The organism is Pseudomaricurvus hydrocarbonicus (assembly GCF_011602365.1).
Classification (GTDB): Bacteria; Pseudomonadota; Gammaproteobacteria; order Pseudomonadales; family Cellvibrionaceae; genus Pseudomaricurvus; species Pseudomaricurvus hydrocarbonicus.
In genome coordinates, this window is the sequence record NZ_JAAONZ010000008.1 from 1 (window position 1) to 13,499 (window position 13,499).

At 55.4% G+C, this 13,499-nt stretch carries 8 protein-coding genes; 5 read left to right on the plus strand and 3 right to left on the minus strand.

Features of this window, described 5'->3' with window-relative positions:
* Positions 1-220: 220 nt before the first annotated feature.
* Positions 221-1,627, minus strand: a complete 1,407-nt coding sequence (gene glnA / locus G8770_RS11715; protein WP_167186625.1) for a glutamate--ammonia ligase — start codon at positions 1,625-1,627, stop codon at positions 221-223.
* 465 nt (positions 1,628-2,092) lie between these two features.
* Here glnA and thiI point away from each other — a divergent pair, with 465 nt between their 5' ends.
* Positions 2,093-3,550 carry a tRNA uracil 4-sulfurtransferase ThiI gene (gene thiI / locus G8770_RS11720; protein WP_167186628.1) on the plus strand — a complete coding sequence of 486 codons (1,458 nt, stop codon included), beginning with the start codon at positions 2,093-2,095 and terminating at the stop codon, positions 3,548-3,550.
* Between the two features lie 267 nt (positions 3,551-3,817).
* Complete coding sequence (locus tag G8770_RS11725; RefSeq protein WP_167186631.1) at positions 3,818-6,289, plus strand: putative bifunctional diguanylate cyclase/phosphodiesterase; 2,472 nt, start codon at positions 3,818-3,820, stop codon at positions 6,287-6,289.
* Positions 6,290-6,406: 117 nt separating this feature from the next.
* Here the strand turns inward: G8770_RS11725 and G8770_RS11730 are convergent, their stop codons facing one another.
* A complete protein-coding gene (locus G8770_RS11730) occupies positions 6,407-6,844 on the minus strand; it encodes a DUF3703 domain-containing protein (protein WP_167186633.1) in 438 nt (145 codons plus the stop codon).
* A 280-nt stretch (positions 6,845-7,124) separates the two neighbouring features.
* Here G8770_RS11730 and typA point away from each other — a divergent pair, with 280 nt between their 5' ends.
* Positions 7,125-8,933 (plus strand): translational GTPase TypA, encoded by a 1,809-nt coding sequence (gene typA / locus G8770_RS11735; protein WP_167186636.1) that lies wholly within the window; start codon positions 7,125-7,127, stop codon positions 8,931-8,933.
* Positions 8,934-9,297: 364 nt separating this feature from the next.
* Positions 9,298-10,650: a substrate-binding domain-containing protein gene (locus G8770_RS11740; RefSeq protein ID WP_208022218.1), complete on the plus strand. Its 1,353-nt coding sequence runs from the start codon at positions 9,298-9,300 to the stop codon at positions 10,648-10,650.
* Between the two features lie 131 nt (positions 10,651-10,781).
* Here G8770_RS11740 and G8770_RS11745 read toward each other — a convergent pair whose 3' ends face one another.
* Positions 10,782-11,210 carry a DUF4124 domain-containing protein gene (locus G8770_RS11745; protein WP_167186641.1) on the minus strand — a complete coding sequence of 143 codons (429 nt, stop codon included), beginning with the start codon at positions 11,208-11,210 and terminating at the stop codon, positions 10,782-10,784.
* Positions 11,211-11,762: 552 nt separating this feature from the next.
* Here G8770_RS11745 and G8770_RS11750 point away from each other — a divergent pair.
* Positions 11,763-13,499 carry an acetolactate synthase 3 large subunit gene (locus tag G8770_RS11750; RefSeq protein WP_167186643.1) on the plus strand — a complete coding sequence of 579 codons (1,737 nt, stop codon included), beginning with the start codon at positions 11,763-11,765 and terminating at the stop codon, positions 13,497-13,499.

Consider the following 13,499-nt stretch of genomic DNA (forward strand, 5'->3'; position numbering starts at 1 on the left):
GGCAAGAAGATTAGCATTCATAAGGCGGCGGTAAGTCGGTTGGGTTTGTTGTTTTGGCGAACTCAAAACTAACCGGTTTTACCGTCGTCTCCTACCTTTTCACGCCAATCCGCGATGAACCATAAAAAAGCCCCGGCGGGCCGGGGCTTTTTCTGAGGCGGGTTGCCAGCGCGGTTAGCGCAGCAGCCGTTGCCTCAACACTGACACACAGGCGGTCGACTTATACAGAGTAGTACAGGTCGAATTCCAGTGGGTGAGTGGTGTGCTCAACTTTGTAGACGTCTTCCATCTTCAGCTCGATGTATGCGTCGATCATGTCTTTGGTGAACACGTCACCTTGAGTCAGGAACTCGTGATCTTCTTTCAGACATTCCAGAGCTTCGCGCAGTGAACCCGCAACTTGTGGGATCTCAGCGGCTTCTTCTGCAGGCAGATCGTACAGATCTTTATCCGCAGCATCGCCAGGGTGGATCTTGTTCTTAACACCGTCAAGGCCGGCCATCAGCAGGGCAGCGAATGCCAGGTATGGGTTGGCAATGGGGTCAGGGAAGCGAGCTTCAACACGTACAGCCTTAGGAGAAGAAACATAAGGAATACGGATAGAGGCAGAGCGGTTGCGGGCAGAGTAAGCCAGCATAACCGGTGCTTCAAAGCCAGGAATCAGACGCTTGTAGGAGTTGGTGCCTGGGTTGGAGAAAGCGTTAATGGCTTTCGCGTGCTTGATCACACCGCCGATGTAGTACAGGGCAGTTTCAGACAGGCCCGCGTAGCCGTCACCCGCAAATTGGTTAACGCCATCCAGCCAGTAAGACATGTGAACGTGCATGCCGGAACCGTTGTCGCCAACGATAGGCTTGGGCATGAAGGTTGCGGTCTTGCCGTAAGCGTGTGCCACGTTGTGTACACAGTACTTCAGAACCTGAACTTCGTCAGCTTTCTTTACCAGTGTGTTGAATTTTACACCGATTTCACACTGACCAGCCGTCGCCACTTCGTGGTGGTGAACCTCTACGTCCAGTCCCATTTGCTCCATAGCGGAACACATGGCGGCGCGGATGTCGTGCAGGCTGTCGACAGGAGGCACTGGGAAGTAGCCGCCTTTAACGCGTGGACGGTGACCCATGTTGCCATCGGCAAATTCAGAGCCGGTGGACCAGTGCGCTTCTTCTGAATTGATTTTGACGAAAGAGCCAGACATGTCTGAGCCAAATTTGATGTCGTCAAAAACGAAAAATTCTGGCTCAGGGCCAAAGAAAGCAGTGTCACCCAGACCGGTGGACTTCAGGTACTCTTCAGCGCGCTTGGCAACAGAGCGTGGATCGCGCTCGTAACCCTGCATAGTAGAAGGCTCAACGATGTCACAACGCAGAATAACAGTCGGCTCATCGGTGAACGGGTCGAGGATAGCAGTGCTGTCGTCTGGCATCAGGATCATGTCGGATTCGTTGATACCTTTCCAGCCGGAGATGGAAGATCCGTCAAACATCTGTCCGGTTTCGAAGAACTCTTCATCCAAGTATCTAGCGGGAATGGATACGTGTTGTTCTTTACCTTTGGTATCGGTGAAACGCAGGTCAACCCAACGCGCTTCGCTTTCTTTGATCAGGTTCAGAGTATTCTCTGACATGTGGATGCCTCCAAAAATGGGTCTAGCCTAGACAAAATAAACCCCGGTTACCGTGAAAGCTAAAGTCAATTTAACCGACGCCGAATAACAAGAGTGTTGAAAAAGCCTTCCTTGTGTCCCAGTAGCTAGTGAGTCTGCGGGAAGTCAGTCACGCATTCTTCACGTTTTGCGGTCAGGACGCAAGAGAGAGTGACCGATAACAGGGCAAATAGTGTGCCAGCGTCAAAATAAGGCGCAAGGCTCCGGTAATTGGGCGCTGACGTTGAATTTGTGAAAAATCAGCCGCATTGTCTGCACTATTTTGGTGCGGCGTGGTCGGGGGTATTCCATAATGGTGCATAAAGGGCTGAAGGGGCGGTCTTTGCCGTTCGATGTTTAAAAGTTGACCCGAAAGGTGAGTGTTGGCGCTGGTTGATTTATAATCGCGCGCCTTCGATCCATCTCTGTGCTAATGGGCCCAAATCAATGCATTTCATCGTCAAGCTGTTTCCTGAAATTACCATCAAAAGTCCGCCCGTACGCAAGCGCTTTATCAAGCATCTGCGTGAGAACCTTAAAGAGCTGTGCCGGGAGCTGGAGTTTCCGGTGCAGGTGGTTCGTGACTGGGACAAAATTGATGTAATGGCCGAAACGGACGACCCTGTGGCCATCGCTGAAGTGGCTGAGATTCTCTCCCACACGCCGGGCATTGCTTACTTTTCCAAGGTGCAGACCTTTCCGCTGGGCGATCTGGAGGACATCTTTCAGAAGACCAAAGCCATTTGGGCGGATGCGCTGGCAGATAAAACCTTTTGTGTGCGGGTCAAGCGCAATGGCGACCACGAGTTTTCCTCCATTGAGGTAGAGCGTTACGTGGGGGGTGGGCTGAATCAGCACACCGAGGCCAAGGGGGTGAAACTGAAAGATCCAGATATCACGGTGCGTATGGAAATCAAGCGCGATCAGCTGCACGTGATCGAAACACAGACCCAGGGCCTGGGGGGCTTCCCGCTGGGCAGTCAGGAGCCGGTGTTGTCGTTGATCTCCGGGGGCTTTGATTCCACGGTTTCCAGCTACCTCACCATCAAGCGAGGTATCCGCACCCACTATTGTTTTTTCAATCTGGGCGGCCGCGCCCATGAGGTGGGTGTTAAGGAAGTGGCTTACTATCTGTGGAAGAAGTTTGGCGCCTCGCACCGGGTGATGTTTGTCACCATACCGTTTGAGGATGTGGTGTCCGAGATCCTGGAAAAAGTCGATAACTCCCAGATGGGGGTGGTACTCAAGCGAATGATGTTGCGGGCCGCGTCCAAAGTGGCGGAAGAAATGGAGATTCAGGCGCTGGTGACCGGTGAGGCGATTGGGCAGGTGTCCAGTCAGACTTTGACCAATCTGGCGGTGATCGACAGTGTGACCGATACCCTGGTGCTGCGCCCTTTGATTGCCATGGACAAGGGGGAGATTATTGATGTGGCGCGGCGTATCGGTACCGAAGAGTTTGCCGCGGCGATGCCGGAATACTGTGGGGTGATTTCACGCAAGCCGACCACCCGGGCACAGGAAATGCGGGTGGCGCACGAGGAATCGAAGTTTGATATGGCGGTATTGGAAGCGGCCATTACCGAGCGTCGCACAGTGCACATTGATAAAGTGATGGACGATCTCGACGAGGACGTGCAGGTGGGCGTTCAGCAGCAGGTCGAGTCGGCACAGGTGGTGATCGACGTTCGCCACCCGGATGAAACCGAGTTGCGCCCTCTGCGCATAGAGGGCGTCGAGGTGTTGACGATTCCCTTTTATAAACTCAGTGCGGAGTTTCCGGCTCTGGATAAAACCCGCGATTACCTGCTTTACTGTGACAAGGGGGTGATGAGTCAGTTGCACGCGGCAAATTTACGGGATGCTGGCTACAGCAATCTGGGTGTGTACCGCCCAGAAGATTAACGGTGTTTCTCGTTGCCTGTGCGCTGCGGCAAGGTTTTTTGGGGCACCGCAGCAGGTTGGTGCTTGTTTCGGTCGAAACGGTTTGTCACGTTTGTGCCTCTGAGTATCGAGATTTGTATTGATAATTGCCGGGGGCATTGTGATCGATTGTGAACAGGGGGTAGGCGTGAGGGCTCAGAGCAACGAGGCGGCGGTGAACGCCGCTACCCCGCGGCATGACCTGCACATGGCGGATGGGCAGGCAGCTGGCAGGGTGCAACTATCGTCATGGGCTTGAGAGGGCGGCTGCTGATCACCTTGCTGGGCTTGTTGCTGTTGTCATTTACCGTGCTGAGTGCCAGCGTGTACTGGTTTTTTGAGCATAAGTTACGTGCCGAGGCGTTGAGTTATCAGCGCAATATCGCCAGCCAGCTGATCATTGGCGCCCGGGCTGAAATTGATCGCGCTTCCAGGGCGTTAAAGAAACTCTCCGAAAATGCGCTGCTGGTGGAAGCGTTGGCTCGCCGGGCGGCGTCGCCGCTGGAATTTAACCGCTCAGCCGTGCAGACCAGTTTTGACAGCTTTCAGGCTTTCAGTGTGGGGGTGGAGCAGGTGTTGCTGTTTGACCGCCAGGGTGAGTATTTGTTGCACGCCCCGACCGCTGATGTGGTGCGCGGGCGGCAGCTGGATACCCTCTCCCTGAGGCAGGCCGCTGACATCATCGAGTCCGGTATTGCCCGCCGTTTTCACGCCGATGAAAGCGGCGGGCGCTGGCTGCAATCACTGGCGCCGGTGTCGATCCCGGCCGATAGCACACTCGATCCTCGGCAGGGCTCACAGCCGGTTTTCGTCGATGCGCCCCGCGATGCCCTCGGTTATGTGGTGACATTCAGCCGGCTCGATTCTTTTGAGCGCATGGTCAATGAAAGTGACAGCAGCATTACCCGTTTGTTTTTCAGTGACAATAACGGCAACTTTCTCGTCAAATCTTCAGCCATTTCGGTGGCGGGTTTGCCGGTGGACGCCTCTCGGGAATTTGGTGTTAGCGAGGGCCAGCAAAAGTTCATTGAGCGCGAGATCGCCGGCGTTCGATTTCAGTTAAATATGCAGCAGGTGGCGCCCGATTTGTGGCTGGGTTCGCTGATTGATCAGGGCGCTATTCAGCGCAATAGCCTCGATCTGCTGAAGGTGCTGCTGCCGGCGGCGGCGATTATTTTTGCCCTGATCGGGCTTGTTTTTTACTCCAAAGTGGCGCGTCTGATCCTGCGTCCGATTGCGGTCCTGATCCAGACCACCCGCCGTATTTCGGACGGTAACTACCGGCCGGATATTGATGTCAGCAGTGATGACGAGTTGGGTGAGCTGGCGGAGGCCTTCCGGGTGATGGGGCGCCAGTTACAGGACTCGAATCGTCAGATTGCGCATCTCGCCTACTTTGATCCGCTGACACAGTTGCCGAACTGTACGACTCTGAAATCGACCCTGACCACCATGATTGAGAGCGCCAAGCGCACACAGGGGCAGCTGGCGGTGTTGTTTATTGATCTCGATGATTTTAAAAAAGTGAATGACCGGCTGGGGCACGCCGCCGGTGATGAGCTGCTGGTGCAGGTTGGGCACCGGTTGCAGCGGCGTTTGCGCAGTGGTGACCTGCTGGCGGAAAGTCGCAATGCCCATTTGCTGCCGCAGGTGATCAGCCGTCGCGGTGGTGATGAGTTTAATGCGGTGCTGAACAACATCCACGACCCTCGTGAGGCGGCGCTGATTGCCGAGCGGTTGATTGTGGACATCAACGAGCCGTTGCAGCTGGACGGTGGTCAGGTGTCTGTCGGCGCCAGTATTGGGGTTGCCATGTTTCCCAGCGATGGCGAGGATGCGGAAACCTTGCTGCGCCATGCCGACATGGCCATGTACGAAGCCAAGAGCCTGGGTAAGAACAAGTATTACCTGTTTACAGAGGCCATGAACGCCCAGGTGCATCAGCGCCTTGAATTGGAACACAGCATTGCCAAGGGGCTGCAGAATCGTGAATTTGAAATCCACTACCAGCCCAAGATCAGTCTGAAGACCCTTGAGGTCTCCGGGTTTGAAGCGCTGATTCGCTGGCACAGCCCTGAAAAAGGGGTGGTGTCGCCGGCGGAATTTATCCCTTTGGCGGAAGAGTCACAGCTGATCCACGAACTGGGACACTGGATGATGGCCGAAGTGCTGCATCAATTGAATGAGTGGTGCGACCAGCTGCCCGCCGGTGTGCGCATTGCGATGAATATTTCGGCCCGGCAAATGGCTCAGGAAAACTTTGCCGAACACCTGATTTCGTTGGCGGAACAATTCAACGTGCCGTTAAGCCGGCTGGAAATTGAGTTGACCGAGACCAGCATTCTCACTGACGAGGCACTGGTGAGACAGCATCTTTACGCCCTGCGCACGGTGGGGGTGAAAGTTTGTCTGGATGATTTTGGCACCGGTTATTCGTCCCTGACGTTCCTGCGCAGCCTGCCCATTGACACGGTTAAGATCGATCGCAGTTTTGTCATGCGGTTGCAGGAGGAAGGGGAGTCCCGGGCCATTGTGCTGTCGGTGCTGGAATTGTGTGAGAAGCTGCGGCTCAATACCGTGGCCGAAGGCATTGAGAACCATCAGCAGTTTGATACCCTGCTGGAGCACGGCTGCAGAGAGGGTCAGGGTTACCTGATTGCCCGCCCTCTGCCGGCTGCAAAGGTGCTGGACTATTTGCGCACCGTGGTAAAACGGGCTTAACTCGTCTCTGGCTTTGTGGCGGTCCTGTTTTCTGACTTGCAAGGTCCCGTTGCAGCCGTCCGCCCGCCTGCCCTTTGATGTGCACCCCCTGCGTTCGAATGACGGGCCCTGCCAGGCTCAGTGGCCGGCTCTGGCGGATGACGACTGTCTGGCGGATGACTGTTTGGCGGCGTGTATGAGCTGCTGCAGTCTCGGGTTGATGGGCAGGGTGGCGAACGGACTGATGTTGGCGCCGCCGGTATTGCCCTGTGGCACCAGTCCCCAGACAGTCTTGGTGGCGGCCCCGAAGACCCGGATTACCTGCCCGATGAATTCCGAGAGCTGCCTCTGGCGAGCGGCCCATTGCAGCATCTGCCAGTGGGCTTTGACGTGCCAGTAGGTGGAGGCCTGCCCCAGCACATGCGCGTTCTCCAGGTGCTGGAAGGCTTGGCGATTTTTGCCCGCACGTTCAGCACGCTGGGCCAGTTTCAGTTCGCGGTTGACGTGCGGGGCGATCTGGCGGCTGAAGCGGTTGTTGAACCGGGGTTTTATGGCTTTTGCTGGAATCTTGCTCATCGGGGGTCTCCTTAAGGCCCGGGTGTTGAAATAAAGGCCCAGGTGTTGAAATGCCTGGGCGCTGGTGTCTCAAAGGGTGTTTTCTGTTGGGGGTATTTATAGTCTTTGCTCTTGGGGGAAGGTCCAGAAAAAGGCTCTGGCCCTCAGGAGAGGGGCCCCGTCACGGTTTAATTTCGGATTGGTTATTTTATCGGCGACGGTTCACAGGTATAATGCCGCACCTTTTTTCCTTGGCCAGTCCCCTCTTACCGGGTCGCAGGCCCGCATTGAGACCTCCGTTGTGATCGAGAAACTCCGTAATATCGCCATTATTGCCCACGTTGACCATGGTAAAACTACCCTGGTTGATAAACTCCTGAGTCAGTCTGGCACACTGGACCGTAAAGATGCCGGCGCTGAGCGCATCATGGATTCCAACGACCAGGAAAAAGAGCGTGGTATTACCATCCTGGCGAAAAACACCGCGATCAGCTGGAATGACTACCGCATCAACATCGTGGACACCCCGGGACACGCCGACTTTGGCGGTGAGGTAGAGCGCGTACTGTCAATGGTGGATTCGGTGTTGCTGTTGGTTGACGCCGTGGACGGTCCTATGCCGCAAACCCGTTTCGTGACCTCGAAAGCGTTTGAGCAGGGTTTGAAGCCCATCGTGGTCATCAACAAGATCGACCGCCCGGGTGCACGTCCGGATTGGGTGATGGATCAGGTGTTTGAACTGTTTGATGCCCTGGGTGCCACTGACGAGCAGCTGGACTTCCCGGTGATTTACGCTTCGGCCATTAATGGTATCGCCGGTCTGGATCCCGAAGATATGGCGGAAGACATGACCCCGCTGTACGAAATGATTGTGGAGAAGGTGCCGGCACCGGATGTTGACCCGCAAGGCACTTTCCAAATGCAGATTTCTGCCCTGGCCTATGACAGCTATGTAGGCGTTATCGGTGTGGGCCGCATTACCCGCGGTACCCTCAAGCCCAACCAGCAGGTGGTGGTGAAATCGGCGGACGGTAAAGAGCGCAAGGGTAAGGTCCTGAACGTCAAAGGCTATCTGGGTTTGGAGCAGGTTGAGACCGAACTGGCCGAAGCTGGCGACATCGTGTGTATCAACGGTATCGATGGTCTGAGCATTTCCGACACCCTGTGTGATCCTCTGAACGTGGAAGCGCTGCCCGCTTTGAGTGTGGACGAGCCTACCGTGAGCATGACGTTCATCGTCAACGATTCACCGTTTGCCGGTAAAGAAGGCAAGTTCGTGACCACGCGTAACATCAAAGACCGTCTGGATCAGGAATTGATTCACAACGTGGCTTTGCGTGTGCGCCAGGGCGATACCCCGGACAAATTTATTGTCTCCGGTCGTGGCGAGCTGCACTTGTCGGTGCTGATTGAAACCATGCGTCGCGAAGGCTTTGAAATGAGCATCTCGCGTCCGGAAGTGGTTCAGAAAGAAGTTGATGGCGTGATCCAGGAGCCGTTCGAGCAAGTCGTGATTGATGTGGAAGAACAACATCAGGGTTCCATCATGGAAGAACTGGGCTTGCGCAAAGCCGAGATGACCAACATGGAGCCCGATGGCAAAGGTCGTGTGCGCCTTGAGTTCATCATGCCTTCGCGCGGTTTGATCGGTTTTCGCGGTTTGTTCCTGACCCTGACCTCCGGTTCCGGCATCATGACCAGCATTTTTGATCACTACGGTCCGGTCAAAGCGGGTGAGCGATTCACTCGTCAGAACGGTGTTCTGGTGAGCATGCTGAAAGGTAAGACAGCGGCTTATTCTCTGTTCAACCTGCAAAGTCGCGGTCGCCTGTTCCTGGGGCACGCGGTTGAGGTTTACGAAGGCCAGGTGATCGGTATTCACTCGCGCGCTAACGATTTGGCGGTCAACCCGGTGAAGGGTAAGCAGCTGACCAACGTTCGCGCTTCTGGTACTGACGAAGCCCTGACCCTGGTGCCACCCATCAAGCACACCTTGGAGCAGGCACTGGAATTCATCGAAGACGATGAGCTGGTGGAAGTGACCCCCATCAGCATTCGTCTGCGCAAGAAATTGCTGACTGAAAACGAGCGCAAACGCGCCAAGAAGTAATTGCTCCAGAACAGACGTTCTGCCGCAACTCAAAAAAAGGCCGTCGCCCCCGCGACGGCCTTTTTTTTATTTTCGATTTTGTTGTGGGTCTTTCTTCTTAATGTGTTCCTCGCCACTTCATCGCCTTAGTGCCACGCTGCTTGAGATTGCCACGGCGCTGTGCGCCTCGCAATGACGGGTTTTATACTGTACTCGCTACTCGCTACTCGCTACTCGCTACTCGCTACTCGGCCAAGGTCAATGGCGCAACCAGAGAAGGGACCCTGGGCCGACTCGCCACTGAATCTTCAAATCTTCACTCGTCAGTCATGTGTTTGTCATAAAACCGTCTTATTCTTGTCACGTTTCTAACTGGCGTGAGTAAATGTCTGTGTTGTCATTGATCAAAATGTTTTCCGCCCCGCTGGTTTGTCTGGGCGTTTTGTTGTTCCCTCCGATGTTGTCGGCTGAGTCTTTTTCCGGAGACGCCAGTGGGCGCCTGTTTCATGTGCAGGGCTCCAATACGGTGGGGGCCAGTCTGATGAAAAACTTGTTGGTGGGTTATTTTCAGGCGCAGGGTGTTGCGGATATTGACGTGACGCCCTCCCTGGTGGCGAACGAGTATCGGGTGGGGGGGACGATCAATGGACGCTTCGTGTATGTGGATGTGGCGGCTCACGGATCCAGCACGGGGTTTCAGGCGCTGTTGGCGGGCGACGCGGATCTGTCCATGTCTTCGCGCCCCATTAAGGCCGCCGAAGTGGCGCGGATGCAGTCCTATGGCGACATGCGGGCGTTTGAAGCCGAGCATGTGATTGCCATTGACGGGTTGGCGGTCATTGTCAGTCGGGCCAATCCACTGACGCAATTGTCACTGGATCAGATTGCCGCGATTTTCTCGGGGCAGGTGACCAATTGGCAGCAGGTGGGCGGCGAAGACCTGCCCATCAACGTGTTTGCCCGGGACGATCGCTCCGGTACCTGGGATACCTTCAAAAGTCTGGTGTTGAGAAAGCGCTACACCTTGTCAGCGCAGGCGAGCCGGTATGAATCCAATGATGAGTTGTCCGATTTGGTGGCTGCGGATCCAGGGGGGATTGGTTTTGTCGGGCTGGCCTCGGTGAGGCACGCTCGTGCCCTGCGGGTGTCTGATGAGGGCACCGCGCCGCTGCTGCCCCACAAGGTCAGTGTGGCCACCGAAGATTATGTGTTGTCCCGGCGCTTGTTCCTCTATACACCGCCGACGTTAAAAACGGCTGCAATTCGTGATTTTGTCCACTTTGTTCAAACGGATGCCGGTCAGAAACAGGTAGAGCGGACGGGGTTTGTGTCCCAGTCGCTAACGGCGATTGCTGCGCAAAAGGTCAGGCAGGGTCCCTTGGATTACCTGCAGGCCACAGAAGGCGCCAGCCGCCTGTCGGTCAACTTCCGCTTCTCGGAGGGCAGTGCCAGTCTCGATAACAAAGCGCTGCACGATATTCGCCGAGTGGTGGATTATATGCAGCGGCAAGAAAATCAGCACAAGCAGTTAACCCTGGTGGGCTTTGGGGACGCGAATGACAGCGACAGTCGGGCGCTGATCTTGTCCAAGCTGCGAGCGGTAGCGGTGAAAACGAAGTTGCACAAAGAGGGCATTAAGAGTCAGCCGGTGGAAGGCTTCGGGGCTTATTTGCCTGTGGCCTCCAACAGCGGCAAGGGCAAACTGAAAAATCAGCGCGTCGAAATTTGGGTAAAATAACAGCTTAGGGGCAGGGGGCAGGGGACAGTAACGAGTAGACAGTAACGAGACGTGAGTGTTTTCCTCGCTACTCGCCCAAGGTGAATTGCGCAGCAAGAGAGGGCAGCCTGGGCTGACTCGTTCCTGGGCTCTTAACAATCCTCTGCGACGACGGCCTGGGCGTTGCTGAGGTGTTCGCTGATTTCTTCCGGTGTCAGGTAGCGGTATTCGTCGCCCTCTTTGATTCGGATGCGGGCATGTTCCTGCATGGTCTTCAGGTTTTTCTGGGCCGCCGCACAGCGTTCAGGGTCTTTTTGATAAGCGGCGGGTGCTGCGGTGTTGGCGGCCGCGGCTTTTTTGTCGGCTGGGGCGTTACTGGATTGAGGGGCGCTGGCCGTATCGCGAATGTTGGTGGCTCGGACCTTGATTGACGGCCGGTCTTTGGGCGGCTGTGCGGAGTAGTGCGTTACGCCGGCCGCGTCTTCCCATTTGTAGAAGTCCTTGCTCAGGGCCTGGCCGCTGAGGCAGGTCAGGGTGAAACCGAGGGCAACAAGGGTGAGCGAGCGATAGGGTAGAGCCATGATAGAGCGATCCTTCCTTTGGCGATGTGGTCTTTGGAATTTCGAGCATTAGGCGTTGAACGGTTTAGCCCATTATTGCTGTTATTCGTGCCATTCACCAGCACCGGAGTCACAGGAATAACAGGATTAGGTCGCAATCGGGGAGTTTCCCGCAAAATACCCCGGCAAACAGCCTTCAGGGCCTTGACTTTACCGGGCAAGTTGCCAGAATTGCGGGTTCGCTAGATGGCGTGTAGATCACAGCCGTAACCTCGGTCATTAGCTCAGAGTTTTTCATGGATTCTGGCATCTACTTTCCGGTGAGCTAACCGCTTGCCGAACCATCCCAGTTGCGTAGGTACGTCCATCCGACGTTGCCTACCTGGCTTGCTGCAGCGCCAACAGGGGCAGTTGAGTCGGGGAAGCTTCAGTCATCACTGTTTTATTTATGGATCGTTATAGAGTGCTGTGTCTAGTGTGAAGCTAGCCAGCAAAAGGGTATGGGAGCTCACAAGGTTTCCGCGGCCTACTCTGTAAGGGTTAACTATTGGTTTTTTGAAAGAGGAAAAACAGGTGGAAATGCTCTCTGGCGGCGATATGCTAATTCGCTCCCTGCAAGAAGAAGGTGTCGATCTCATCTTCGGCTACCCGGGTGGGGCAGCCTTGCACATCTACGACGCAATTTTCAGACAAGACAAAGTCAAACACATCCTGGTGCGCCACGAGCAGTCTGCGACTCACGCGGCCGATGGCTACAGCCGTGCGACGGGCCGAGTGGGTACCGTGCTGGTGACCTCGGGGCCGGGGGCGACCAATGCCATCACGGGCATTGCGACCGCTCATATGGATTCGATTCCGATGGTGGTTATCTCCGGCCAGGTGGCGACGGATAAAATCGGCGAAGATGCGTTTCAGGAAACGGATATGGTGGGTGTTTCCCGCCCGATCGTTAAGCACAGCTTTATGGTCAAGCACGCTTCCGAGATTCCCGAGATCATAAAAAAGGCCTACCACATTGCCTCCACCGGGCGGCCTGGGCCGGTGGTTGTTGACGTGCCCAAGAACACCGTCGACCCCATGGAAACCTTTCCGTTTGAGTATCCCAAGAAGCTGAAGATACGCTCTTATACTCCGGCAGCCAAAGGTCACAGCGGCCAGATTAAGAAAGCGGTCAGCATGTTGCTGAAAGCCAAGCGCCCGATGATTTATGCCGGTGGCGGTGTGATTCAGGGTGAGGCCAGCCGGTTGCTGACCGAGCTGGCGCAGACACTGAACTATCCAGTGACCAATACGCTGATGGGCCTGGGTGCCTACCCCGGTAATGACAAGCAGTTTCTGGGTATGCTGGGCATGCACGGGACGTTTGAAGCCAATACCGCCATGCACCACTGTGATTTGATTCTGGCGGTGGGGGCGCGCTTTGATGACCGTGTGACCAACACCACCAGCAAATTCTGTCCGAACGCCAAGATCATTCACATTGATATTGATCCTGCGTCCATTTCCAAAACCATTACGGCCGATGTGCCGATAGTGGGGTCCGTGGACAGCGTGTTGAGTGAAATGCTGGACCTGCTGAAAGAGGCCAAGGACACGCCGGATGAGGCTGCCTTGTCGGACTGGTGGAAACAGATCAGCGAGTGGCGCGAGCGTCACGGTCTTTACACGCAGCCACGTTACAACACCGGCGGTGACATGATCATGCCACAGGATGTGATCAAGACGCTGTACGAAGTGACTAACGGCGATGCCATCGTTGCGTCTGACGTTGGTCAGCACCAGATGTTTGCGGCTCAGTACTACCCGTTCAAAAGCCCGCGCCAATGGATCAACTCTGGCGGCCTCGGCACCATGGGCTTTGGCTTGCCTGCGGCCATGGGGGCGGCGTTTGCGTTCCGCGATAAGGACATCGTCTGTGTCACCGGTGAAGGTTCCATTCAGATGTGTATTCAGGAACTGTCGACCCTGACGCAGTACGGTTTGCCGGTGAAAATCATTTGCCTGAACAACCAGGCCCTGGGCATGGTGAAGCAGTGGCAGGATATGGTCTACGACAGCCGTTACTCCGAGATTCACTACGAAGACTCGCTGCCGGATTTCGTAAAATTGATGGAAGCCTACGGCCACGTGGGTATCCGCGTAAACAAGAAAGAAGAGTTGCGCGAGAAGATGGAAGAGTGCTTTGCCATGAAAGATCGCGTGGTGTTTATGGATGTCTACGTGGACCCTACGGAGCACGTCTATCCCATGCTGGTCGCCCCGGGCGGTTCCATGCGTGATATGTGGTTAAGCAAGACGGAGCGGACTTAA

What these genes read in the sequence shown, in the direction of transcription:
- G8770_RS11745 (WP_167186641.1), bottom strand. Translation starts at nt 11,210, where the DNA reads ATGGCTCTACCCTATCGCTCGCTCACCCTTGTTGCCCTCGGTTTCACC.
- G8770_RS11730 (WP_167186633.1), bottom strand. Translation starts at nt 6,844, where the DNA reads ATGAGCAAGATTCCAGCAAAAGCCATAAAACCCCGGTTCAACAACCGC.
- thiI (WP_167186628.1), top strand. Translation starts at nt 2,093, where the DNA reads ATGCATTTCATCGTCAAGCTGTTTCCTGAAATTACCATCAAAAGTCCG.
- glnA (WP_167186625.1), bottom strand. Translation starts at nt 1,627, where the DNA reads ATGTCAGAGAATACTCTGAACCTGATCAAAGAAAGCGAAGCGCGTTGG.
- G8770_RS11725 (WP_167186631.1), top strand. Translation starts at nt 3,818, where the DNA reads ATGGGCTTGAGAGGGCGGCTGCTGATCACCTTGCTGGGCTTGTTGCTG.
- G8770_RS11740 (WP_208022218.1), top strand. Translation starts at nt 9,298, where the DNA reads ATGTCTGTGTTGTCATTGATCAAAATGTTTTCCGCCCCGCTGGTTTGT.